23 protein-coding genes are annotated in these 24,707 nt (G+C 60.9%); 4 read left to right on the top strand and 19 right to left on the bottom strand.

Annotated features, from left to right (window positions below):
* The first annotated feature begins 7 nt into the window (after positions 1 to 7).
* Positions 8 to 469, top strand: a complete 462-nt coding sequence (locus ACFQZG_RS11465) for a hypothetical protein (protein ID WP_378152482.1) — start codon at positions 8 to 10, stop codon at positions 467 to 469.
* Positions 470 to 534: 65 nt separating this feature from the next.
* Here the strand turns inward: ACFQZG_RS11465 and hemW are convergent, their stop codons facing one another.
* The 16 genes from hemW to gpr form a co-directional block, all read right to left on the bottom strand.
* Positions 535 to 1,707: a radical SAM family heme chaperone HemW gene (hemW, locus tag ACFQZG_RS11470; RefSeq protein ID WP_378152484.1), complete on the bottom strand. Its 1,173-nt coding sequence runs from the start codon at positions 1,705 to 1,707 to the stop codon at positions 535 to 537.
* 85 nt (positions 1,708 to 1,792) lie between these two features.
* Positions 1,793 to 3,610, bottom strand: coding sequence for a translation elongation factor 4 (gene lepA, locus ACFQZG_RS11475; protein WP_378152486.1), 1,818 nt, complete (start codon positions 3,608 to 3,610; stop codon positions 1,793 to 1,795).
* A gap of 95 nt (positions 3,611 to 3,705) precedes the next feature.
* Positions 3,706 to 4,863: a cation:proton antiporter gene (locus ACFQZG_RS11480; RefSeq protein ID WP_378152488.1), complete on the bottom strand. Its 1,158-nt coding sequence runs from the start codon at positions 4,861 to 4,863 to the stop codon at positions 3,706 to 3,708.
* Between the two features lie 169 nt (positions 4,864 to 5,032).
* On the bottom strand, positions 5,033 to 6,973 hold the full coding sequence (locus ACFQZG_RS11485; RefSeq protein ID WP_378152490.1) for an endonuclease MutS2: 1,941 nt from the start codon (positions 6,971 to 6,973) through the stop codon (positions 5,033 to 5,035).
* Between the two features lie 279 nt (positions 6,974 to 7,252).
* Positions 7,253 to 8,527 carry an MFS transporter gene (locus ACFQZG_RS11490; RefSeq protein WP_378152492.1) on the bottom strand — a complete coding sequence of 425 codons (1,275 nt, stop codon included), beginning with the start codon at positions 8,525 to 8,527 and terminating at the stop codon, positions 7,253 to 7,255.
* Complete coding sequence (locus ACFQZG_RS11495) at positions 8,524 to 9,156, bottom strand: nitroreductase family protein (protein ID WP_378152494.1); 633 nt, start codon at positions 9,154 to 9,156, stop codon at positions 8,524 to 8,526. The genes ACFQZG_RS11490 and ACFQZG_RS11495 overlap by 4 nt, the downstream gene beginning before the upstream one ends.
* Complete coding sequence (locus ACFQZG_RS11500) at positions 9,153 to 9,980, bottom strand: alpha/beta hydrolase family protein (RefSeq protein ID WP_378152496.1); 828 nt, start codon at positions 9,978 to 9,980, stop codon at positions 9,153 to 9,155. The genes ACFQZG_RS11495 and ACFQZG_RS11500 overlap by 4 nt, the downstream gene beginning before the upstream one ends.
* Positions 9,981 to 10,045: 65 nt before the next feature.
* A complete protein-coding gene (locus ACFQZG_RS11505; RefSeq protein WP_378152498.1) occupies positions 10,046 to 11,092 on the bottom strand; it encodes an ABC transporter substrate-binding protein in 1,047 nt (348 codons plus the stop codon).
* Between the two features lie 52 nt (positions 11,093 to 11,144).
* Positions 11,145 to 11,477: a 4Fe-4S binding protein gene (locus ACFQZG_RS11510; RefSeq protein ID WP_378152500.1), complete on the bottom strand. Its 333-nt coding sequence runs from the start codon at positions 11,475 to 11,477 to the stop codon at positions 11,145 to 11,147.
* A complete protein-coding gene (locus ACFQZG_RS11515; RefSeq protein WP_378152502.1) occupies positions 11,478 to 13,106 on the bottom strand; it encodes an FAD-dependent oxidoreductase in 1,629 nt (542 codons plus the stop codon).
* Positions 13,107 to 13,147: 41 nt separating this feature from the next.
* Positions 13,148 to 14,035, bottom strand: coding sequence for an ABC transporter permease (locus tag ACFQZG_RS11520; protein ID WP_378152504.1), 888 nt, complete (start codon positions 14,033 to 14,035; stop codon positions 13,148 to 13,150).
* 19 nt (positions 14,036 to 14,054) lie between these two features.
* Positions 14,055 to 14,864 (bottom strand): ABC transporter permease, encoded by an 810-nt coding sequence (locus ACFQZG_RS11525; RefSeq protein ID WP_378152506.1) that lies wholly within the window; start codon positions 14,862 to 14,864, stop codon positions 14,055 to 14,057.
* An 18-nt stretch (positions 14,865 to 14,882) separates the two neighbouring features.
* On the bottom strand, positions 14,883 to 15,659 hold the full coding sequence (locus tag ACFQZG_RS11530; protein ID WP_378152508.1) for an ABC transporter ATP-binding protein: 777 nt from the start codon (positions 15,657 to 15,659) through the stop codon (positions 14,883 to 14,885).
* A 264-nt stretch (positions 15,660 to 15,923) separates the two neighbouring features.
* A complete protein-coding gene (locus tag ACFQZG_RS11535) occupies positions 15,924 to 16,322 on the bottom strand; it encodes a hypothetical protein (RefSeq protein ID WP_378152510.1) in 399 nt (132 codons plus the stop codon).
* Positions 16,323 to 16,353: 31 nt separating this feature from the next.
* The gene (spoIIP, locus tag ACFQZG_RS11540) at positions 16,354 to 17,592 is read right to left on the bottom strand and encodes a stage II sporulation protein P (protein WP_378152512.1); all 1,239 of its coding nucleotides are present in this window, start codon (positions 17,590 to 17,592) and stop codon (positions 16,354 to 16,356) included.
* A gap of 572 nt (positions 17,593 to 18,164) precedes the next feature.
* Positions 18,165 to 19,163 (bottom strand): GPR endopeptidase, encoded by a 999-nt coding sequence (gene gpr / locus ACFQZG_RS11545; RefSeq protein ID WP_378152514.1) that lies wholly within the window; start codon positions 19,161 to 19,163, stop codon positions 18,165 to 18,167.
* Positions 19,164 to 19,326: 163 nt separating this feature from the next.
* Here gpr and rpsT point away from each other — a divergent pair, with 163 nt between their 5' ends.
* Complete coding sequence (gene rpsT, locus ACFQZG_RS11550) at positions 19,327 to 19,599, top strand: 30S ribosomal protein S20 (protein ID WP_378152516.1); 273 nt, start codon at positions 19,327 to 19,329, stop codon at positions 19,597 to 19,599.
* Between the two features lie 67 nt (positions 19,600 to 19,666).
* Here the strand turns inward: rpsT and holA are convergent, their stop codons facing one another.
* The 3 genes from holA to ACFQZG_RS11565 form a co-directional block, all read right to left on the bottom strand.
* Positions 19,667 to 20,698, bottom strand: a complete 1,032-nt coding sequence (holA, locus tag ACFQZG_RS11555; protein WP_378152518.1) for a DNA polymerase III subunit delta — start codon at positions 20,696 to 20,698, stop codon at positions 19,667 to 19,669.
* 208 nt (positions 20,699 to 20,906) lie between these two features.
* Positions 20,907 to 21,950 (bottom strand): zf-HC2 domain-containing protein, encoded by a 1,044-nt coding sequence (locus ACFQZG_RS11560; protein ID WP_378152520.1) that lies wholly within the window; start codon positions 21,948 to 21,950, stop codon positions 20,907 to 20,909.
* The gene (locus ACFQZG_RS11565) at positions 21,947 to 22,495 is read right to left on the bottom strand and encodes an RNA polymerase sigma factor (RefSeq protein ID WP_378152522.1); all 549 of its coding nucleotides are present in this window, start codon (positions 22,493 to 22,495) and stop codon (positions 21,947 to 21,949) included. Before ACFQZG_RS11565 ends, ACFQZG_RS11560 begins: the two co-directional genes overlap by 4 nt.
* Before the next feature lie 222 nt (positions 22,496 to 22,717).
* Between ACFQZG_RS11565 and ACFQZG_RS11570 the strand changes: the two genes are divergently transcribed.
* Positions 22,718 to 23,251 (top strand): RNA polymerase sigma factor, encoded by a 534-nt coding sequence (locus ACFQZG_RS11570; RefSeq protein WP_378152524.1) that lies wholly within the window; start codon positions 22,718 to 22,720, stop codon positions 23,249 to 23,251.
* Positions 23,248 to 24,624, top strand: a complete 1,377-nt coding sequence (locus ACFQZG_RS11575) for a hypothetical protein (protein WP_378152526.1) — start codon at positions 23,248 to 23,250, stop codon at positions 24,622 to 24,624. Before ACFQZG_RS11570 ends, ACFQZG_RS11575 begins: the two co-directional genes overlap by 4 nt.
* Positions 24,625 to 24,707: the final 83 nt, after the last annotated feature.

Genomic DNA, 24,707 nt, shown 5'->3' on the forward strand with positions numbered 1-24,707 from the left:
GTTGCGCATGCTCATCATCGGGATTTTCCCTAACGATATGGGCCTCGTGCAGGCGCTGCTCGACATGGAGCACGCCGGCATCGGCAAAGACCGTCTGCTCGTCGTCCCCTTGGACGCGTCGCCCGACGGGACGAAACCGGCGGCGTTCTTCAATCCGATCGCGGGACAATCGAGCGTGGAGAGCGGCATCGCCGTCGCCACGGCAAGCGCGGTCGTCTTCATTAGCAGAGGCTTCGATATGGCCTGGGGGCCGCTCGTCTGGGGGATGATCGGCGCGGCCGGCGGATTCGCGGCCGGCTACTTGCTGCAACGGCTGTACGCCGCGCGCAAGCGCTCGCGGCTACGTACGGCGAGGGCGACGGAAATGACGGTGCTCGTCGAATGCGAGGAATCGGAGCGGCAACAGGTGCTGCACGCGTTATGGACCAACAACGCGGTCTCCGTCGGCTTTCGTTCGAGCGAATCTTAGCGAGCAAAAAAGAGCCTGCCGGGAATATCGAGTACCCGGGCAGGCTTGTTGCCGATTGTATCAGATTATACGAACGCGCCGAACACCTCGTTGCCGAGCACGACGCCTTGCGGCGTGAGCCGGTATCCCCCTCGTTCCGTGCGCTCGAGCAGTCCCTGGGCTTGCAGCTTCGACAACTCGGCGCCGAACTTCGCTTCGAGCGTCTCGCCTCCGAACTGACTGGCGAAATCTTCCGGCCGGACGCCTTCCAGCATGCGCAAACCGACCATCATGAAATCTCCCTTCGCTTCCTCCGGATCGACCGCGTTCGTATCGAGGCGCGGCAGCGCTTGGTTAGCGGCATCGATATACGGCTGCACGCCTTTGATGTTCATATGCCGCAGCCCTAGCGCGTATCCGTGAGCGCCGGCTCCGAGCCCGTAATACGGTTCGTTGCGCCAATACGTCGTGTTGTGGCGACTCTCGAAGCCGGGTCTGGCAAAGTTGCTGATCTCGTATTGCCGGTAGCCTTCCCCGCCTAATCTCTCCATTAGATACTCGTACATCGCCAGCTCTTCTTCCTCTTCCGGAAGCGGCAGCTCGTCGCGTTGGTACAGCCGGTGGAACAGCGTGTTCTCCTCGACCTTCAAGCCGTACAGCGAATAGTGCGGCAGATCGAGCGCGATCGCCTTGTTCACGCTGTCCTTAAGCTGATCGAGCGTCTGGTTCGGCAACCCGAACATTAGATCGATGGACAGGTTCGAGAACCCCGCGGCTTTCGCGTTCGCGATGCTCTGCACGACGTCCTGCGCGGCGTGAATGCGGCCGATCGTCTGCAGCAAGCCGTTATCGAACGTCTGAGCGCCGAAGCTGATCCGGTTGACGCCTCCCGCCTTCATCGCGGCCAGCTTCTCCGGGTCGGTCGTGCCGGGGTTCGCTTCCATCGTGAACTCCGCGTCCGGGGAGATCGGGAAGTGCCTGCGAACGGCCGCCAAGAACCGCTCCATCTGCTTCGGATCGAGCACCGTCGGCGTCCCTCCGCCCACGAACACGGTATCGATCGTCTCCGGAGGCAGCGCCAAGGCCGTCAGTTTCATTTCGTTCTCCAATGCGTCCAGATACGCATCGATCGGTTGGCCCGCCGCCACATACGAATTGAAATCGCAGTAGAAGCACTTGTTCGTGCAGAACGGGATATGAATGTAGAGCGCCCGCGGGGTCCATCGGTGAACCTCGGGTAACGCGTTGGCGGATTGCATGTCGATCATCACCTCCGTTAACGCGAATAACGGGCCATCGGCCCGCTATCCGCCATCTTCTTATATCGCGACGTTCGTTCGCGGGTTAATCGTCGTCCAGCTTCAGTACGGCCATGAACGCTTCCTGCGGCACTTCCACGTTGCCGACCTGCTTCATCCGCTTCTTGCCTTCCTTCTGCTTGTCGAGCAGCTTCCGCTTCCGCGAAATATCGCCGCCGTAGCACTTGGCGAGAACGTTCTTCCGCATTGCCTTGATGGTCTCCCGGGAGACGATCTTCTGGCCGACGGCCGCCTGGATCGGCACCTCGAACATTTGACGGGGGATGAGATCCTTCAGCTTCTCGCAAATGACTCGTCCGCGTTGGTACGCGCGGTCGCGGTGAACGATGAACGACAGCGCGTCGACCTTCTCGGAGTTGAGCAGAATGTCCATCTTCACGAGACTCGACTGGCGGTAGCCGGACAGCTCGTAGTCGAACGAGGCATAGCCCTTCGTGCTCGACTTCAACTGGTCGAAGAAGTCGTACACGATCTCCGCGAGCGGAACGTCGTACTTCAGCGTGACGCGGTTCGTATCGAGATATTGCATGTCGATGAATTCGCCGCGCTTGCCCTGGCAGAGCTCCATGATCGCGCCGACGTAGTCGTTCGGCACGATGATCGAAGCCTTCACGAACGGCTCTTCGACGTAATCGATCTTGCCCGCCTCCGGATATTCGGCCGGGTTCGAGATTTGGAGCATTTCCCCGTTCGTCTGCATGACATGGTAGATAACGCTCGGCGCCGTCGTGATGAGCGGAATGTTGAACTCGCGCTCGATGCGCTCCTGAATGATCTCCATGTGGAGCATGCCGAGGAAGCCGCAGCGGAAGCCGAAGCCGAGCGCCTGGGACGACTCCGGCTCGAAGCGCAACGACGCGTCGTTCAGCTCGAGCTTCTCGAGCGCGTCTCGGAGGTCGTTATAATCCGTCGATTCGATCGGGAACAGGCCGCAGAATACCATCGGGTTGATGCGGCGGTAGCCGGCGAGCGGCTCTAGCGTCGGGTTCTTCGCGTCCGTGATCGTATCGCCGACGCGCGTGTCCTTGACGTTCTTGATCGACGCGGCCACGAAGCCGACGTCGCCCGGCCCGAGCTCGTCGACGAGCGTCTGGCGCGGCATGAAGGTCCCGACCTCGACGACGTCGAACTGCGCGCCCGTCGCCATGAACTTCATCTTCGTGCCCGGACGCAGCGTGCCGTCGATGACGCGGATGTAACAGACGACGCCGCGGTACGCGTCGTAGTGGGAGTCGAAGATGAGCGCCTTGAGAGGCTTGTTCCGGTCGCCCTGCGGCGCGGGCACCTTCGCGACGATCTGCTCGAGAATTTCCTTGATGCCGATGCCGTTCTTCGCGGAGGCGAGCACCGCGTCGCTGGCGTCGAGGCCGATGACGTCCTCGACTTCTTGCTTGACGCGCTCGGGATCCGCGCTCGGCAAGTCGATTTTATTGATGACCGGGACGATCTCGAGGTTGTTGTCGAGGGCGAGATACACGTTGGCGAGCGTCTGCGCTTCGATGCCTTGCGCCGCATCGACGACGAGAATGGCGCCTTCGCAAGCGGCCAAGCTTCGCGACACTTCGTACGTGAAGTCGACGTGCCCCGGCGTGTCGATCAGATGGAGCAAGTACGTCTCTCCGTCGTCGGCTTTATACTTCAAGCGAACGGCCTGCAGCTTGATCGTAATGCCGCGCTCCCGCTCGAGATCCATCGAGTCGAGCACTTGAGCTTGCATCTCGCGGGACGTAAGCGCCCCGGTATATTCCAGAATGCGATCGGCCAGCGTCGATTTGCCGTGGTCGATATGCGCGATAATGCAGAAATTGCGGATATGGCTTTGCTTGATTGTCGGTTCTGCCATGTAAATGAATACCCTCCAGCCGGATCGATGCGCCCTTTGACTATCACTTCATTATAACAGCGCCGGGCGGAAGCATCAATGAACGAACGCAGCGGCTACCGTTCTTCCGCTCGCGCCTCGTCTCCGTCCTTCAGCAACGCCTTCAGCAACGGCGGCGTGACCAGCGTGCTAACGATAACTACGACGATGGTCGAAGTGAAGTACGCCGGGCTCAGCAAGCCGGCATTCAACCCGATCGCCGCGATAATGAGCGCGACTTCTCCTCTGGAGATCATGCCGGCGCCGATGACCATCGAGGAGTGCGGACCGAAGCCGGTCAGACGCGCGCCGAAACCCGCTCCGACGAGCTTGGTTACCACGGCGACGATGCTTAGAGCGACAATGAACCAAATCTGGTCGGTCAACCCGTGGAACGACACGGACAACCCGATGCTCGCAAAGAACACCGGCACGAACACGGCGTAGGCAATCGGTTGGAGCTTCTGCTCGACAGTATGCTTGAAACCGGTGCGCGAGATCGCGATACCAGCCGCGAACGAGCCGATGATGCCGGCCACGCCGAGACTTTCCCCCATATAGGCGAAGAGCAGGCAGACAACTAACGCCGCGCTGACGACGGCTTCCGTCACCCGCGATCGCGCAAGCACCCGCATCGCTAATGGAACGACTTTCCAGCCGAGCAGGACGACCAGGGCGAAGAACAGAAGCTTCTTGCCGACGACCGCAGCCAAGCTGATCTCTTCGGCCGTCATGAAGCTCATCATGACCGCGAGCGCGACGACGACGAGAATATCGTCGACGAGGGCCGCGCCGAGCACCGTCGTACTCTCCTTGCTCTTGAGCTTGCCGAGCTCCCTGAACGTCTGGACGGAGATGCTGACCGACGTGGCCGACAGCAATAACCCGAGGAACAACGCTTCCTTGTCGGACATGCCGACGGCGACCCCGGCGAAGTAGCCTCCGGCGAGCGGCAAGACGACGCCGCCGACCGCCACGGCGACCGCCGAGACGCGGTTATCATTCAACTCCTTGATATCCGTCTCCAGTCCCGCCAAGAACATGAGCAGCAAGACGCCAATGTGGCCGAAAGCTTCGATCGCTTCCGAACTTTGCACCCAGCCGAGCACCGCGGGTCCGATGACGACGCCGACGATCAGCTTGCCCAATACGGAAGGTTGGCCGAAACGCACCGAGACGTCGCCAGCTAATTTCGTAAACAGAATAACGAGCGCCAACTGCAGGAACAATTCCAAGATAAGATCCTCCTTCGTAACTTTCGTAATCCGAAAAAAAGCAAAAAGAGCCCGTCATTGACAGGCTCCACCAGGACATGCTCGTTTATTCGGTTGGAAACTTCTTTGTAACATTATAACATGCGGATCGGGCTTAGCCCAGCTATTTTCGACTGCCGGTCGATCCTCTTCAAGACTCCGGCGATTCGATCTTCAACCCTTCGACATGCCGTTTGCTCATCAGCTTCCGCTTCTTCCGGTTCTCTACCGTGTCGAAGACGATATCCATGTCGTAGTCTTGGCCGGGATAAAGCTCCTTGCGCTCGATAAAGCGGCGGATGCGCTTATGGTTAAGGACGATCTTCTCCTTCTGCACCTGGACCGTCACGTTGCCGCGCTCGTCGGGCAACCGGTAGATGACGCCGGTCTTCTTCAACTGCGGAATGAAGACGACGTCGCCGACTTCCCACTCCGGCCTGACCGTGGAAGGCTCTCCTCCCGCCCGCTTCGCGCGGGCGCGTTGCGGCTGCGCCGGCCTCGCGTCTCCTAGCTGAGCTGCGGGGATAACGGACGGACGGCTGGCGGTCGAAGCCCCCTCGCCGGATTTCAAGCTGCCCGTAATGACGCGCGCGCGCTCGATGATCTGCTGCGGAATGCCGAGCTTCGCGGCGATGACGAACGCGTAGCTATTGCCCGCTTCGCCCATATCGAGACGGTACAGCGGACGCAGCGTCTCTTCGTCGAACGCCATACGCGCGTTCTTGAAGCCCGGAGTGACGCGCGCGTACTCCTTGATCTCGTTGAAGTGGGTCGTCGCCATGAGCGTCGCGCCCCTTCGGTACAGCTCCTCGAGCACCGCGATCGACAAGCCTACGCCTTCCCCCGGGTCGGTGCCGGTCGCGAGCTCGTCGAGCAGCACGAGCGTCTTGCCGTCCGCATACCGCAAAATATCGATGACGTTGCGCAGGTGCGACGAGAACGTGCTGAGCGACGCGTCCAGGCTCTGGTCGTCCCCGATGTCGACTTCGATCGAGCGGAAGACGGCGATGCTGCTCCCTTCCGCGGCCGGAATGAGCAAGCCCGACTGCGCCATGAGCGTCAGCAGCCCGACCGTCTTCAAGGACACCGTCTTGCCTCCCGTGTTCGGCCCCGTGACGAGCAGCGCCCGGTAATCTCCGCCGAGACGGACGTTCAGCGGCACCGGGGCGCCGGAGAGCAGCGGATGGCGGCCTTCCCGCAGGTCGATGATACGATCTTCGTTCAGCGTCGGAGCGGTTCCGCCGATCGCAAGCCCCCACTTCGCCTTCGCGAACAGGAAGTCGTAATGTCCGACCGTCTCCAAGTTCACGTTCAACTCGTACGAGAAACTCTCGGCGACGCCCGTCAGTTGGGCGAGAATCTGCGATTCCTCCCGCGTCTCCTCGGACCGAAGCGCGCTGAGCTCGTACTGAAGCCCGGCGACCTCGCTCGGTTCGACGAACACGGTCTGACCGCTCGCAGATTCGTCCAGCACCGTGCCGGGCACCCGCTTGCGGTATTCCTTCTTGACCGGCAGCACGTAGCGCCCGTTCCGCTGGCTGACGAGCCGCTCTTGCAGAATGTCGGACAGCCGCGACAGCATGCCGTCTAGCCGCTTCTGCAGCCTTTCTTCCGCGGCGCGGATTTTTTTGCGGACCTTGTGCAGGTTGTTGCTCGCCGTATCTACGATTCGTCCGCGGTCGACGCATTGCTCGATCTGTTCGCGCAGCGGCTTCAGATCGTGCATCGCGAGCACGTACGACGCCACCGACGGCGCTTCCGCCTTCTTCGCGTTCATATATTGCTTCAACTGCTCGCAGCTGCGCGCGAATTGGGCGAGATGTCCGAAGTCGTGCTCCGACAGCACGTAGCCCGTGCCGAGCAGCGCCGTCATCGTCTCCATTCCTTCGAGCGAAGGCAGCGGGGCGCTCGCGCCCTTGGCGAGCAGCGCGCACGCTTCCTTGGCTTCCGCCAGCTTCCGCGCGATCGCTTGCGCGTTGTCGCCAGGCTGCAGTTTCTCGATCTGTTGCTTGCCCAGGTAAGTCGTGGCGTAAGTCATGAGCGTCTCGATGACGCGGTTATATTCTAATTTGTTCAATGCATGCTTTCTCAAGGTGAATTCCTCCGTTAGGTTCGATTTATATGTCGGGTGAGCTGGCATGGACGCAAAAAAGCCGTGCCCGAATGAGCACGGCTTACATTCCTATTGCGCCCGTCGGCTAGGAACTTGACCGGTTCTTCACTGGCATCCATCCGCGCCCAAGCGTACGGAAAACAGACCTTCGAAAGAAGGCGCACGATTCCGCATCGCATATGGGACGGACTATTGGATTATCAGTTCAGAACCAAGACCAACATATTATTGTTCCCCTTAACGGTTGAAGTGTCTTCATCATAGACGACCGGCGGCGCCCCCGTCAAGCGGCTTCGGCCCGCTCCGGCTTCTGAACGCCCAGACGACGGCCGAGACGAACGCCAGCGACAGCGCCCCGCAGCATAGGAAGGCGATGCCGACGCCGTACTTGTCGGCGACCCATCCGGTGAACAGGTTGCCGAACGGCGTGCTGCCGGCGAATACGAGCGTATACACGCTCATGACCCGCGCTCTGTAAACGTCGGACGCGGACATCTGGAGGAGCGAGTTGCTGTTCGTCGCGATCGCGATGTTCAGGAAGCCGCAAGCGAGCAACAGCGCGCCGGCCGTCCAGGACGTCTTCGCGAACGCGAGCAGCGTCAGGCCGATCGGAACGAGCGTGCCGAGGACGACCGTCAGCTTCAACTGCGGTCCCCGTCGGCTGCGCATGCCGATCGTGATCGCTCCGACGAGAGCGCCTAAGCCGACGCACGACATGAGCATGCCGTACGTCGCCTCTCCGGCGCCGAGCACGTCTTGGGTCAGCACGGGCACGAGCACGTTGAAGTTGAACCCGAGCGTCCCGATAATCGCGACGAACAGCACCGTCTGCGCCAGCTGCGGGTTCGCCCGAATATAGGCGAGGCCGTCGCGGATTTCGCTCCATACGGTGCTGCCGACGCGGACTTCCCGAATGAACGGCGTCAGCCGCAGCTGACTCAATGTCAGGAGCACGACGATGAACGAGATGCCGTTCAGCATATAGCACCAGCCGACGCCGACGGTCGCCATGAGAAGCGCCCCGATAGCCGGGCCGACGATTCTGGCGAGATTGAACGTCATCGAATTGAGCGCCACCGCGTTCATCAGATCTTCCCGGCCGACGAGCTCGATGTTCATCGATTGCCGGGTCGGCATGTCGAACGTGTTCGAGATGCCGAGCAGGAACGCCATGACGAGAATATGCTCGAACCGAATCGTCCCGGAGAATACGAGAGCCGCCGTCGTGAAGGCAATTGTCATCGCGACCGTCTGCGTGACCATGAGAATGGACCGCTTCGGGAACTTATCGACGATGACGCCGGCGAACAGAGAGAGTACCGTCAGCGGCAAGAACTGCGCCAAGCCGAGCATGCCGAGGAGGAACGGCGACTTCGTTAGCGATAGCACGAGCCAAGCTTGGCTGACGTTCTGCACCCACGTTCCGATCAAAGAAACGCACTGACCCAGCCAGAACGTCCGATAGTTCCGGTGGGTCAGCGCGTGGAAGTGCGCATGGACGAACCGCGTCGTCCTGCTTGCGACCGCGTTCATCCGATCGTCTGCGTCGGAACGGCCAGCAAGCTGTCCGCCGCCGGACGGCGGCCGTTCGGCTTCTCCCGCTCGCGCAGCGCTTCCGGCAGCGAGCCGGCGTCCGCGCGATAGCCGAGCGCGATGACCGCGTGCAGCTCGATATGGTCCGGCGTTCCGAGAAGCGTTCTGGCCAATTCGCGATCGTAGCCGCCTACCGCCCGGGTAGACAAGCCGACGAGCTGCGCTTGCAACGCCAGGATGCCCCACGCCGCTCCGGCGTCGAAGGCGTGCGCGCCGTTCGGCTGTCCGTCCTCCCTCAGCTTCTCGGAGGCGATCAGCAGCAGCACCGGCGCGCCGTCCGTCCACAGACGGTTGTTCGGCTTGATGAACTTGCGGAACGTCTCGTGCTCCTCCGGCGTGCGCGCCGCGTAGAACCGCCACGGCTGCAGGTTGCTCGAGGAGGGCGCCCAGCGGGCGGCCTCCAGCACCGTCGCAAGCAATTCTTCAGGTACCTGCCGCGGCTCGTAAGCTCGCGGCGACCACCGGTTCAGCACGAGCGGATGCACCGGCGCGTCCGTCTCCCGCGCGTCGGCGACCTCCGGCGCATAACGGGAAGGCAGCTCCCAATCTATCGTTCTTACGTTGCTCATTCCGATGTTCCTCCTCTGCGATTATCCGAGAATACGCGCCGCAAGAAGCGGAGCGAATTGTCCAGCGCGTCTTCCAAATGCTTCGTGAATCCTTCGTACGGATGCTTCGCCCCGAACGCGTGGTCCGCACCGCGAACCGCGACGAACGATTGCTCGGGATAGGCGTCCTGCAGCTCGTCGACGGCGGCAAGCAGGCGCTCGTGGTCCGCGGTCCCGTAGACGACGAGCGCGGGAACCTCCAGATCTCCGTATGCGCCGACGACGTCGTACCGGTCCGCGTTCGCGGCCAAATCCGCGCGGATCGCCTCCTCGCGAACCGTCAGGCTCGCCCCGTCGGCAGCGATCGGAGAGAGCGGCGCGGATACGCCGCCGTTCCACGCGACGACGGCGCGCACGGCCGGCCGCCGGGAGGCGAGCAGAATGCCGCTGCCGGCGGCCCGGCTATGGCCGAGCACGGCGATGCGCGATTTGTCCGCCTCTTCGTCGAGGCCGAGGCCCGTAGCGAGCAGTTGCGTCAGTACCGCGTCCCAATCCGCAAGCTCCTGCCCGTATGTGGCCGCTTCGGCCACGGTCTCGGCGGACTGCCGGTCTTCCTCCGCAGCGATGCGGGAGAAGTCGAAGCTGACCGCGTAATAGCCTTGCTCCGCGAACCGGCCGGCGACTTCCGGCCAGAACGACCAGAGGCGGTGCGCCCGAAAACCGTGTCCGAGCAGCACGACGGGCTTGGGCTCGCCGTTCGGAATCGCCCGCGCCTCTCCTCTTACGCGCAAGCCGTTGCCGAGCGGAATGTCGAAGCTTGCGACGGCGATCGTATGTGCAGACATGCGGCTTTCCTCCCTTGTCCACATTGCGTAATGCTTGCTATTGCTTATTGCTTATTACTCATAGCTTATTGTTTAAGTACCCAATCCGAGATCGCGAAATCGGAAGTCGCGAGCTTCTCTTCGACGAGGAAGTTTTTCGTCCCTTCGAGCAGCTTCAGCCCGTCGTCCGTGAACGGAACGTCCTTGTTCTGCGCGATCGGCGACACTTGCTTCACGAGCTCCGGCGTCGTGTTGTTGACTTCCGCCAAGAACGCGTAGTACTCGTCCTCGTGCTGCTTCAAGTCTTCGAGCGCTTTCAGCCGCGCCTCGTTCCATATTCTCGGGAAGTCGGGGAACTTCTCGAGATACTTCTCGGAGACGACCGTCGTGCTCGTGCCGAGCAGCTCCGGATGCTTCGAGGAGTCGTCGATCAACGGGAAGCCTTGCTCGATCAGCTTCAACGAAGGCACGCCCGAGTTCGTCATCGCGTCGACTTCGCCGCGCGCCAGCGCCGCTTCGCCGTCCGGGCGCAGCATGTGGACGTACTTGACGTCCTTGATGCCTTCGTCGTTCAGCAGCCCGACGATATAGCGATGCATGTAAGAGCCCTTCTGGATCGCGATCGTCTTGCCTTCGAGATCCTGAAGCGTCTTCGGACCGTCCTTCTTCCCGATCAAGTAGCCGATGAGATCCGTTACTTGCTGCGTGATCAGCCGCGTCTTCGCTCCGGAAGAACGCGCCAGGATCGCCGGCGTATCGCCGAGGCTGCCGAAGTCGAGCCGGCCGGAGATGAGCGCCTCGGTCTGGTCCGGCCCGTTCGGGAAGCCGACCGTCGTCACCTCGGTAATGCCGTACTTCTTCAGCTCCTCTTGAATGATGCCTTTGTGCAGCCCCCAGCCTTCGGCGCCGCCGGGCAGGTTCAGCTTGTTCGTGCCGATGTAGCCGTAAGTAAGCGTCTTGGGAACGTCGGCGTACGGGTTCGCCGCCGCGGAAGATGCTCCCGCCGCGGGCTCGGCCGCGTTATTGGCGTCGTTGTTCGACTTGCCGCAAGCTTGCACGGCGATCAAGGCGATGGCCGCGAAGGCGACCAAGCCCGTTCTACGCAAAGTAGCGAATGTCGTTATTTTCTTCATGATGGCGAATAGACCCCTCTCGAAATGAAACCTCGTATGATGAATCGGATGTTTAGAATGACGTTTTCAATGCCAGCTGGTACATGTATTCGTGCTTCGACACCGGCGTGCGGCCGGGTCCCCAGCCGACTTTCTCCCGGTAGCCCCCGAGAAGCCCCGCGCCCTCGAGTTCGTCCTCGCTGACCGCGATGAGGCGCTCCGAGTCCGGCGCGACGTACAGCGCGTCGACCGGGCAGTATAGCTCGCACATGAAGCACGTCTGGCAATCGCTCTGCCGGGCAATGACCGGAATGCCGTCCACGACGCGGTCGAACACGTTCGTCGGACAGACGTTGACGCATTGGTTGCAGGATATGCACTTGGAATCGCTAAGCAGTTCGATCATTTAATGCGCGCCCTCCTTCAGCTCGGCGATCGGCTCCGCGACTTCCACCGCGCGCACCCGGATGTCGTCCAAGCCGCCCGTTACGAGCCGGTACCGCTGCCCGCCGTCCATCTTCGGATAGTCTTCTCGCTTGTGCATGCCCCGCGTCTCCGTGCGCGCTTGCGCGGTCCGGTACATCCAGCGCGCGGTCGCCGTCATGGCCGCCGCCTCGCGCGCCTTCACGCCTTCCGCGTCGCGCGTCGAGACGGAGCCCCGGATATCTTGCCAGAGCTGGTCGAGCCGGCCGAGCGACGCGGTCAACCCCTCGTCCGTACGGAACAGGTTGCGGTCGTACGGCGTCACTTCCTCGCGCACCGCTTGGACGCGCTCCTCCGTCCGGGATGCGGTCAGCGTCTCGGGCACGCCCGTCTTCCGGTGCGTCAGCGCCTGCGAGGACAACCCTCTCAGCCTGCGAGTCTCGCTTCCTTCTCCGAGCTTCTTGACGTAAGCCGCCGCGCCGCCGCCCGCGAACGAGCCGGAAGACATCGCCCAAGCGGCGTTATGGCTGCCGCCGCCGGTGAAGCCGCCGCAGATGAACTCGCGAGTGGCCGCGTCTCCCGCCGCGTACAAGCCGGGAACGATCGTCGCGCAGCTCTCGTCGATGACGTGGATGCCGCCCGTGCCGCGCACCGTGCCTTCCAGCCGCAGCGTCACCGGGAATTTGTCCTTGAACGGATCGATGCCGAGCCGGTCGAACGGCAGGAAGAAATTCGTCTGTCCGACGCGGAGCAGATGATGGATGTCTTCCGGCGCCTGGTCGAGCGATGCGTACACTTGCCGGCCTTGGAGCAGATTGCGGGCGATGATCGACCGTCCTCTCGTCGATCCTGCCCCTTCCACGACCGTGCCGTCCTCGTAATAGAACGAAGCGTACCGGTAGTACGCCGTCTTGGTGACGGACGAGAACGTAGGCGAGATGGCGTAAGCGTTCGAGAATTCCATGCCCGACATCTCCGCCCCCGCTTCCGCGGCGAACAGATAACCGTCGCCCGTCAGCACGTTCGTTCCGAGCGCCTTGCTCAGGAACGCGCAGCCGCCGGTCGCGATGACGACCGCTCCCGCTCGCACCGTCCACGTGCCTCCGGCTTGCGTCCGGACGCCCGTCGCTCCTCCGACGCCGTGTTCGTCCGCGAGCAATTCGAGCGCGGGGCTATGGTCGAGGATTTTGACGCCGGCCTTATGGACGAGCTTGCGCATCAGCTTCATGTATTCGGGACCTTGCAAGCCCCGCTTGTAAGGCGTGCCCGATTCGTCCAGCGGGAACGGGTAGCCCCATGCCGCCAGCTTGTTCATGTTCTCGAACGTACGGTCGAGCACTTGGTCCATCCAACGCGATTCCGCGAGATGGCCGCCGAGCGTATACCGGCTCCCTTTGGCTTCCTCCCGCAGCTTCTCGTCCGGCTTCACGTACCAGACGCCCGTTCCCGACGGGGCGGTCGCGCCGCTCGATCCGCAGTAGCCTTTATCGACAAGCACGACCTTCGATCCTTGCCCCGCGGCGGTCAATGCCGCCCATGTTCCGGCAGGTCCGCCTCCGATGACGAGCACGTCGGCGTCCAGTACCAGATCGTTCAATTGTTGTACGCTCATTCGTTGCTTTCCCTCCTAGGTATCTATCGATTGGAATGTTGTTATCCTTCGTAACTCTCGCGCCAATGGAGCAGCCTGCGCTCCAGCCAGCGAACGAGCGAATCGACCAGCTTGCCGACGACGGCGAACACGACGACGCCGATGAAGATGAGCTCCGTGTCGGACGACTGCTTGCCGAGATTGATCAGGAAGCCGATGCCGGACTGCGAGCCGATCAGCTCCGCCACGACGAGACCGATCCACGACAGCGCCAGCGACAGCCGGACGCCGAGCAGAATGCCGGGCAGCGCCGCCGGAACGACGAGCCGCAGCAGCAGCCGCGCGCGGCTGAACGCGAGCACCTTCGCCACGTCGAACAGCTTGTTGTCCACGTTGCGAATGGCCATGAACGTGTTGACGTACAGCGGAAAAAAAGCGCCCAATGCGATAATGACGATTTTGGATTGCTCCCCGAACCCGAACCACAGAATGATGAGCGGCGCGACGGCCAGATGCGGGATCAGCCGCAGCATCTGCATGCTCGGGTCGAGCACGTATTCCGCCTTGCGGGACAATCCGGCGGCTAATCCGACCAATAGGCCGAGGCTCCCTCCGATGAGAAAGCCGGCAAGCGCGCGCCAGACGCTGATGCCGAGATGATGGAACAGCTCTCCCGTCGCGATCAGCGAGCCGAACGCGTCCGCGATCGCTCTCGGCGACGGCAGGAACAGCGGATTCGTCCGGCCGCTCGCCGTCGCCCATTGCCACAGGACGAGCAGCAAGACCGGCAGCGCGGCCCCGATTGCGAAGTCGACGCCGAACGACCGCCACCTTGCAAGCTTGCGGGCCAGCTCTTTGTTCCGCGGCGGCGTCGGCTCTTGGACCGCGGCCGGCGGCAGCTTCGTCGCCGGAGGCTGCGGCAACCGGATTTCGGCTTGATCGATGCTCATGGATTTCATGCCTCCTTCGTTACCCTTTGTACGTCTCTTGCCAACGGAGCCATCTTCTCTCCAGCCATCGGACGAGCGAATCGGTCAGCTTGCCGACGACCGCGAACACAATGATGCCGACGAACACGACCGGCGTCTTCGTGAACTGCCTGGCGTCCGACATCAGATAGCCGATGCCCGAGGTGGAGGCCATCAGCTCCGCCACGACGAGCCCGAGCCAAGCGACGCCGAGCGATAGCCGCACGCCGAGCAGGATATGGGGCAGCGACGCCGGCAGCACGAGCCGGATGATCTGCTTGAACCGGCTGAACGCGAGCACCCTCGTCACGTCGAACAGCTTGCGGTCCACCGAGCGAATGCCTAAGTACGTATTGATGTATAGCGGAAAAAAAGCTCCCTTGGCGATCAGCAGCACCTTCGACTCTTCCCCGATGCCGAACCAGAGCACGAACAGCGGGGCGAGCGCGAGCGACGGCACCATGCGCAGCATCTGGACGGTCGGATCGAGCGACTTCTCCGTGGCGCGGAACAACCCTACGGCGATGCCGAGAAGTAAGCCGAGCCCTCCGCCGAGGCCGAAGCCGAGCGCCGCCCTCGTCAAGCTGATCTGCATGTGCGTCCACAGCTCGCCGGATGCGCTAAGGTCGTAGAACGCTTGCGCGATCGTGGACGGCGTCGGATACAGCATCGTCGAGATGTAGCCGAGATCGCCGAGCGCTTGCCATACCGCGAGCAGCAGGACGGGCAGCAGCGCGCCGAGCGCCGCGATCGTCCATCTGCTCGTCGACTTGGGGGCGCCGCCGGCAGCCGAATTCGCTTGTCGGCTCATCATGCATTCCTCCTCTCGTTATAGACCGGCGCGGTCCACCCAGTCGGTGTCCTCGATCCTCTCGAATTCGCCGAGCACCTTAAGCCGGAGCGCCTGGAACGCGGTCGTCGCTTTCTTCCGCGGATAAGGCAGCGTCACCGGAACGATGCTGCGGATGCTGCCCGGCCGCGGCTTCAGAATGACGATCCGGTTGGCCAGGAACACCGCTTCGTCGATATCGTGCGTGACGAATATCATCGTCGTCCGATTCTTCTCCCAGATGTCGAGCAGCACCTCCTGCATGTGCGCCCGGGTGAACGCGTCGAGCGCGCCGAACGGCTCGTCGAGCAGCAGCACCTTCGGATTGCGGAGCAGCGCCCGCGCGATGGCGACGCGTTGCGCCATGCCGCCCGACAGCTCGCGCGGATACGCCTTCTCGAACCCTTGCAGCCGCACGAGCTCGATCAGCGAATCGACCCTTTTGCGAATATCCGGATTCCGGAGCGATAGATCCGCGGCGATGTTCTTCTCCACCGTCAACCAGGGGAACAAGCGCGGCTCTTGAAAAATAAACCCTTTGTCGATGCCCGGCCCGGTCACCTTCTCGTTGCCCAGCTTGACGCTGCCTTCGTAGGCTTGATCGAGCCCGGCGACGATCTTGAGCAGCGTGCTCTTGCCGCAGCCGCTCGGACCGATGACGGTGACGAACTCTCCTTCCTTGACGTTCAGATCGATGCCGCTTAACGCGCTAACCGTCGTCTTCGGCGTCTGGAACGACTTGTTCAGCCGTTCGATCTCCAGTAACGGGACGCTCATCCGCTTCATCCTCTCCCTATGCGATGGTCGTTCCGCGTCCGTAAACGCGAACGGAGGCATTCTCGTCTCTCGAGAACGCCTCCGCTGGAACGGTAGACAGGCCCTTGAACGCAAAGAGACTTTCCGGGCGCCCGAACGGGGCGAGGAAAGTCTCCATGCGAATGGTGGACCTCGGAATTTAATTCCGATAATTCTTGTATGCTTTGTTGGATATGAGATTATCACAAGCGGTTAGACATTGTCAACGCCGAATTTCACAAGAAGCTACGAGCCCGTCGCTTTGTCGAAGATCGAGACGACGAACTTGATGCCGCCTTTCGACAAGCCGTGCAGCACGTCGGCCGTGGCGCCGGATACGCGATCGACGAGCGGCTTGCGGTCGTCCCGGGGGATGCCGTACAGCTCCGCGTCGTAATCGTTCAGCTCCTCCAGCTCGCTCGCCTCGGAAGGACGCTCCGTCGCTTGCGGCTTCTGCCGGCTATCCGGCTGGCGCGTCGGCAACACCCATTCGTCGGCCTTGTCCGGATCCTCTTGCGATTGCCCGATCGGTTCGTACTTGCCGTTCACGTTCTCGATTCCTCTCGAGGAGAGCTCCATGCCGTACAACACCGCGAACGCGACGACTCCCGCGAGCATGAGCAGCTTGAACGTATCTTTGCGCATAGCGTCGAGCCCCTTTCCGTTTCTCCCGCTTTTATCGTGCGTTCGCCTTCACGGCGTCCTGATCTTCCCAATATTGCTCGGCGATGATCTTCGCCAGCGCGTCCGCCGTCCGGTAGCACTCCTCCAGCGTGTTGTCCACGCCGCCGATCTCGATGAGCACGCTGCCCGGGGACACCGATTGGTTGTATTCGCCGTTGCCGTTAGCAGCCGTCTTGCCCCATACGCCGCGCGACAACCCGGGGTACGCCTTCTCCAGCTTCTCGTGGATCTCGTTCGCGTACGCTTCGTTCTCCCGCCAATTCGGGTTGCGGTGGCCGATGATGAAGTATACCTGCGCGTAGTCTTTGCCCTTGATCGTCGCCGTCGTCTTCGAGCGGCGCTGCGAGTCGCGATGAATGTCGAAGAAGAACGCGAGATCGTCGTTGCGCGCGAGCGCCTGCTTCACCGTCTGCAACGAATATTTGTAGGAATAATTCCAATTATAGCCTTTGACCGACGTCGGATAATCCTTGTTCGAATGCGTGCTGCCGACCCCGTTCTTCTCAAGCTGCTGCGATAATCGCTTGCCGACTTGGGTTACGTTGACTTTGTCCGAATTCGGATCCTTCACGCCGTCTTTCAGCTCCGGATAATACGATTCCCGGTTATGGGAATGGTAGATGAACACGACTTTGCGTCCGCCGGTCGAATTCTCGTTCGGATCGGCGACTTGCGAAGGCTCGTCCGGCGTACTAGACGGCTCCGGTTCCGCTTGCGGTTCGTCCGTTCCGGCGTCCGGAGCAACCGTCGGATCCGGCGCGTCTCCGGAGGACGGCTGTCCGCCTTCCTCGATCGGACCGTGGTCCTCGGGCGCTTCCGGCTCGCCCGCGCCGGGACGCAGCAGTACGGAATGATCGCGATCCATGCCCGGCAGCTCCTGCGCGAGCAGGCTTTTCGGATCGCCGGGGTTGATGCCGGTCACGAACCGGAGCAGGAACGACGCCATCTTATCCGCTTGCAGCGGCGAACCTTCCTCTTCGACCTTCATATTCGGAAGCTCCATGCTTAGCAGCGTCTGGAACACTTGTCCGGACAGCGAAGCCGCGAGCCCTCTCATCGATTGCACGGGGGACGCCGACATCGCCTGCTGCAGCATGCCTCCGAGACCCAAGGCGATGAACAGCGCCATCGAACATAAGCTCAGGACGACGTAAGCTTTGCCGGTAATGAGCACCCTCCGCCATTTCGCGCGCATACTCGCCCAATCCATCGCCACGACGATTCGTTTCATCGGTTTACCTCCCGGGCGCCTCTATCGCGATGCCCTCTCTCTTGGAATTGCTAGGTATTGAAGCTTATGAGAGGAGGCAAATCGATAGAACCGGAAAAATCGATAGAGTGATAGAGTCGGGAGCGAGGGAGCGGGGGGACATGGTACCGCGAGAGCTTGCTTTTCGCCAACATCCCCTTCGCTCAGGGGAGCTGCAGCGGTGCGAGGCACCGTTGGAGCAGGCGCGATGCGAGATTGCAGGCTGCAGCGGTGAGAGGCACCGTTGGAGCAGGCGCGATGCGAGATTGCAGACTGCAGCGGTGCGAGGCACCGTTGGAGCAGGCGCGATGCGAGATTGCAGGCTGCAGCGGTGCGAGGCACCGTTGGAGCAGACGCGATGCGAGATTGCAGGCTGCAGCGGTGCGCGGCACCGTTGGAGCAGACGCGTTGCGAGATTGCAGGCTGCAGCGGTGCGCGGCACCGTTGGAGCAGGCGCGATGTGCGATATTCCGCAACTGCCTGAGCAAGGGGGATATCGGCGCAAAGCGCAAAAAAACCGGCCGCCCCACGCCAGTGGAAGCGGCCGTTATAAATCAATGCGTATAGGCGGCCACGTTATCCGTATCGACCGCTTCGTGAAGCGCGGCATTCAGCCCGCTTGCGATGATGTTCGCGATATCCTCCATGAACTTGTCGATTTCCTTCGGCGTGACGAGCAAGTCGTGGCCGATCGGCTGCAGCACTTCCTTCACGAGCTGAAGGCGCTCCTGTTCCGCCATCGATCCGAACGCGCCGAACATCTGCCCCGTGTTTGGAGAATGCTGCTTCATATGCCCGAAGACGAGATCCATCGCGCTATTGACGATCGTTGACGCGTAGACGACCGTCGGCACGCCGATGCCGATGCAAGGCACGCCGAGAATGTCCTTCGTCAACCCTTTGCGCTTGTTGCCGATCCCGGATCCGGGATGAATGCCCGTATCGGCGATCTGAATCGTCGTGTTCACCCGCTCGAGCGCTTTCGAAGCGAGCGCGTCGATAGCGATGACGAGGTCGGGCTTGGACTTCTCCACGATACCCTGCACGATATCGCTGGATTCGATGCCGGTCGTTCCTAGAACGCCAGGCGCGACGGCGCTGACCGGACGATAGCCGGGACTCACCTGATCGGGCATCAGCTCGAAAAACTGACGCGTCACCATGACGTTCTCGACGACGAGCGGTCCGAGCGCGTCGGGCGTCACGTTCCAGTTGCCGAGGCCGACGATGAGCACGCTGCCCGTCTTGTTCGTTCCGATGCGCTGCAAGAACGCTTCGAACTCCTTGGCGAATATCGTCGCGACCCGGTCCTGCAGCTCGGTGTCTCCTTGGCGCATGCCGGGCACGTCGAGGGTGACGTAATGTCCGAGCATTTTACCGATGCGCCTGGAGCCTTCGTCGGTCTGAATGTGCATTCTGCTGATCGTCACTTCGTCCTGCGTGTCCGTCTCCGACCATACGCCGGGGATTTCCTCGCCTCCGGGCGACGCCAGTTCCTTCGCCTCGAGCGCCAAATCCGTTCGAACGTCGTACATCGACAAGTCGTTGTTCATCTGTCTGGGTCGAACCCCTTTCCTATGCGGGTGGTCGTCTTAGGATGGCATTCGGGACGCGCCGGCATGCACAGGGATTGCAGCCTTGCTATTTAACCCCCTCCATGATAGAATGTTACAAGTTGTGTGGAGAAATACTTCTGTTTTTCAGGAGGTGAAAAGAATGCCAAACATCAAATCCGCAATCAAACGTACCAAAACGAACGAAGCTCGCCGTCTGCGCAACGCTTCGCAAAAATCCGCTCTTCGTACGGCTGTTAAACAAGCCGACAACGCGGTAGTCGGAACGGACGTTGCAGCTGCGAAAGCGGCGCTGGTCGTGGCTCAGAAGAAATTGGATAAAGCGGCAACCAAAGGGCTCATTCACAAAAATGCAGCTGCCCGCAAAAAATCCCGTCTGGCCAAAAAATTGAACGCATTGTCCGCACAAGCGTAATCTTGTGCCTGATGCATATGAAGACGAAGAGCCATCCCTGCGAAGGGATGGCTCTTCGTCTGCGATACTAGCCTGCGCCGGCCGAGCCCGTCTTCAACAGGAACAGTTCCAAGCCGAGCGTCTTCTCGACGCGGCCGGTCTTCATCGCGAAGTCAAGCTCGGCGAGCTCCGAGAGCAGCGTCGCGAGCCGCTCCGCGCTGAACTTGCGGGCTTGATCGGCCGTAATCTTGACGGCGTACGGATGCAATCCGAGTTGACCCGCCATCTGCTGCGGGGAATACCCTTGACTTCCGAGCTCCTTCACGTGCAGCATGTTACGGAACTGGCGCACCATGAGGGCCATCAGCTTGATCGGCTCCTCGCGCTGCTTCAATAGATCGTAATAGAGCGCGATCGCGGGACCCGTACGGAGCGCGGCAAGCTCTTCCGTCAGCTTGAACACGTTCTGTTCGGTCGCCACCATGACGAGCTCGTTCACGCCTTCCACCGTAATGGTCCCTTCCGCGCCGGCGTGCAAGATCAGCTTGTCCGTCTCCGCGGCGAGCGAATGCATGTCCGTGCCGACCCTTCGCAACAGCTCTTCCGCCGCTCGGCCGTCCAACGTTCTTCCGCGGCCGGCCGCGCGCTTATGCAGCCATTGCGTCAGCTCCTCGGCCGATAGCGGCGTGAACGGAACGACGAGCTCCTTCGCCTTCGCCGCCTTCACCAACTTCTTGCGTTCGTCCAGCTTCTCGTGCGGGACGAGGAACACGAGCACGGTCGTCTCCGAAGGCTGCTCCAAATAGGCGAGCAATCGCTCCGGCCGATGCTCGACCTTGCTCGACTCTTTGCCCGCCGCGAACAGCACGCTGTCGCGAACGAGGACGATCTTATGGGGAACGAGAAACGGCAGCATCTCCGCTTCCTCGATAATCGTATCGATCGTCGCTTCTCCCGTATCGAAGCGAATGAGCGCCATCTCGCGATGCTCCGCTTCGACGAGCTTGTCGATCAACCGCTCGGTGAACTCGTTCATGAGATAGGATTCCGTGCCGTAGCACACGTATACGGGGGACACTTTGCCCTGCTTCATCTCGCGGAACGCTTGCTTGACGTCCATGTTGCCAGCACCTCCATTCGCCTTACTGTAACACAACAAAGAGATCACGCCTACTGTCTGGCGTGATCCCTCTGTCCTCGGACATCTATATCAACGTCCGCCGGCCGGCCCATGGTGCCGTGCGCGAACGACCGCGACGCCGTCCGATAGACGAACGTCAACTCTCTCCGTATAGGATACGCGCGATGCGCGCGATCGGTGACGCACGTTAACGCGAAATTTCCTGCTTGCCGTCCGCCTCGTAAGCGAGCGGCGTCTCCTTGCCTTGCGCGTCCGTCCATACGTAGGTCAACCGCTTGCCGTCCGGCTCCCAAGCCAGGTGGCTGATCGCGCCTTCGCGAGCCTCCGACTCGAAGACCAAGACGTTGTTTTCCGTATCGTACACTTGAACGGTTCCGCTGCTGGTTACCGCGATGGCGCGCCACTTGCCGTCCGGCGAGACTAGCATCGCGGCCGGCGTAGCCGCGGCGATGCCGAAGCTTCTCTCGACGCCGTCGTCCGTCTCCGATGCCGCCGGCGCGTCGAAGCTGCTTGCCGTCGGCGCTACGGTCTTGGCCGTAGGCGGGGCAGCAGGTTCATTGGAACTCGCGCCGAATTGATCGACCTGCGTCGCTTCTCCATTAACTTCGCCCGGCGCGCTGCTCTGCTCGCTTGACAAATATTGCGGATCGACGCCGCCGCCTTCTCCTTCGTTGCTCGGCGCGGTGCTATCCTTTTTCGCCTGCGCATCGTCGGAGATCGACGTTTCGTTCGCGATCGCCTCGCCGCCCTCGCCTGCCAATTCCGCGCCGGATGCCATCTCGCGCGGCGCTTCGCTGACCGATTCGTTAGGCATCGCCGCATCGTTGTCGGAGTGCCCGCCGCCGAGATTCAGCTGCGAGGAGAACACGAGCGCCAACGCGATGACGCCCATCGCGACGACGCCGGACAACCCTCTGAACGAACGTCTGCCCGGTCTCTCGGAGCGCTTGCTTACCGTTGGAACGCCGACCGCATCGTCGTCCGCTTCGGCTTCCCGCTTCCGCTCTTCGTCGAGCTTATTCAGCTCGGGCATGATCGCGTCGACCAGACTGAACCTGGGCATTACCCGGGGCAGCTGCGCCAGTTCGTTCGATAATCGCCGTAAGCGGTCCAGCATGGCGGCGCATTCCGGGCAACGGCCAACATGATCCGTCATGAGCGAAGTTTCTTGTTGATTCAAATCTCCGTCGATATGACGCTGCATGAGTTCCATCACCTCTTGGCAATTCATCCCCGGACACCACCTTTCTGATAATCATGGAGCAAAGCTTGTAATTGTTGTCTTGCGCGGAATAAGTATGATTTCACCGTGTTAAGCGGCAAGTTGAGCGATTCCGCGATCTCGTTGTACGAGAAATCCTGCAAGTAGCGCAATACGACGACCGTGCGATGATGCTCTGGCAGCTTGCCGATCGCTTCCCGTATCTCCTCCGCTGCGTACGCCGAAAGAACCTCGGTTTCTACGTTGTCCCCCGACTGAAAGACCAATTCGTGCTCGTCGATCGAGACGGAGGGACGTTTGCGCCGAAATTTGTCGATGCAAATATTCGTAACGATGCGTTGCACCCATGTCCGGAACTGCGCTTTTTCCTCGTACGAATTGATTTTCGTGTAGATCCGAATGAGCGCTTCCTGCGCGGCATCCATCGCGTCTTGTTCATGGTTCAACAGGTAATAAGCCGTGCGATACACTTGATTCTCGACTTCGCGAAGCAGCTCCACGAGAGCTTCCCGATCGCCCGCTTGCGCGGATTTGATGAGAGCCGGCTCGATCACAGAAGATCCACCTCCCATGCACCCTCTCAGACGCGGTCGTCTCGAGAAAGGTTGCAACTTTCTTTATGATAATTTTAGATAATGACTCTACCTATCGTATTTCATCATTCAGTCTAGCAAAAATGAGCGAAAACGCCTAATGTTTTATGATGGGTTTATTAGAATGGAAGTTTACGGAACCGAAAAGCGCCCGTTGCTGTCTAAAAGGTTGGAGGTGGACGAATGGGTTTGGAATATCTAAAGCACGTCGGCGCCGTCGAATCGACGGAGCTCGGCAGGCTAATGGACGAGTACGGCGACGACGTGGTCAAATACGCGTACGCGATCACGAAGGACCGGGAGCTGGCCAAGGACGTCGCGCAAGAGACGTTCATCAAAGCCCACTATAAGATCGATTCTTTCAGAGGGCAATCCAGCGTCAAGACATGGTTATTCGCCATCGCGCGCAATCTTGCGCTTAACCACTTGTCGTCCGGCTATATCCGCCGAGTGTTGTCGTTCGCCAACATCAAATCGCGCCAATCGGCGATATCGGCCGAGGCCGCTTATATCGGGAAGCAATCCGCGGACGACATATGGCGCGTCATCATGGCGTTGCCGGACAAGCTCCGGGAAGCGCTCGTTCTCGATCTGCAGCACGAGCTGTCCGTTCACGAGATCGCCGAACTGCTGCGCATTCCCCAAGGGACGGTCAAATCCAGATTGCACCGCGCGCGCCGTAAAGTCGAACAAGAGTTGAAGGGGTGGGAAGAATGAACGAATCGAAGCCGGATTGGTATCGGATGGCGCGGGGATCGGCGAACCGGAGCCCCGTGTTCACCGAAGAGATGAAGCGAGAGGTGAATCGACGGATCGCCGAAGGCGGCGCGCGAATCCGGCATTGGCAAAGATGGTTATCGGCCGGCGCGGCGATGCTCGTCTTGGCGACCGCGGTCGTCTGGACGCTGAATCGGCCGGTCGACGAATACGCGGAGAACGCGAACGTTCCGAAGGAATCCTTCGCGCTTACGTTCATGACCGGCGATAAGCTTCCCGGCGATTCGTCTTCCAGCTTCGAAACCGCGCCGATGCAACGCCTCTCCAAATCGAGCGTCGAAATCGTAAGCGAACGCAATTTCCCGGGGGTAGGGACCCTATACAGTTACCGGCTTGAAGGCGATTCGGAAGTTTACCGCATCGGCCTCTCGTTCGAAGACGGGTTGATGAAGACGCCCTCGGATTCGTTCTACGAATACGGCTACGCATACCCGGACGCCTTCGAGCTATCGGCCAGCTCGCTGTTCGGAGAGAAGCGCGCGAAGATGTACGCGGAACCGTGCAACGGCAGTCCGTGCGTCTATACCGATTGGATCTCCTTCGACTCGGGCGTTCCCGTGGTCGATCTGCATCTGGACGTTCCGACGATCGAGCGAGATCTGGACGGCGACGGCCGTATGGAGTTGATTGCATCGATCGCAGGCAAGAGCGGCAACGCGTTCGTCTACAAGAAGATCGGCGGCGAACTCCGCTATGCCGACATCGGACGGTCTCTCGGCGCGCAATATCCCGATTCGGTCTCGTTCGACGCTGGCAACGGCACATTCAACCTCGTAACAGCCGAAGATATTCGTAGCTACGAGTATTCCGCCGACGGAGATCGGCTGGAACGGATCGACGCGCCGCCGGTCGACGTTTCGCCGATGCCGAGCGAGCCCGCGCTGTTCGATGGCAACCGATCCGTTCAATTGGCGATCGGAGGATACAGCCTCTACGCGCAATGGTTCCAAGATCCCCTGCAGTCTTTCGGTCTCTACTTGCCGGATAGCGCCGTTGCGATTCAAGAACCGAACGGCCGATATCGGTACGAAGTCTTGCGGGGCAAGGGGTCCGTCATCTTCCGTGACGGACCGCCGGACGTCGCTTACGTCTACGAGAACGACATGTCCCGACTGTCTAATTACGCGGGAACCGCTTCGATGGACGTCGACGGCGCGGTAATGCGCACGGACTACTTCGTCGTCGAGAAGGACGAGGATCACCGCGTCTATATCGAGATCTCGTATAAGCCGGCGGACAAAGATAAGGTAAGGCCGATCCTGCTCGCGATGGTCGCGAACGTGAAGTTCTCGCCGGAGCCGATATACTACTAAACGTGTCTTACGAGCGTCTCTATGCCGATTGCGTAGGGACGCTTCGTTCGTTCGATAATGGATTCGGTTGCGTTAACGTAGTT

The organism is Cohnella sp. GCM10027633, assembly GCF_042675445.1.
GTDB lineage: Bacteria > Bacillota > Bacilli > Paenibacillales > Paenibacillaceae > Cohnella.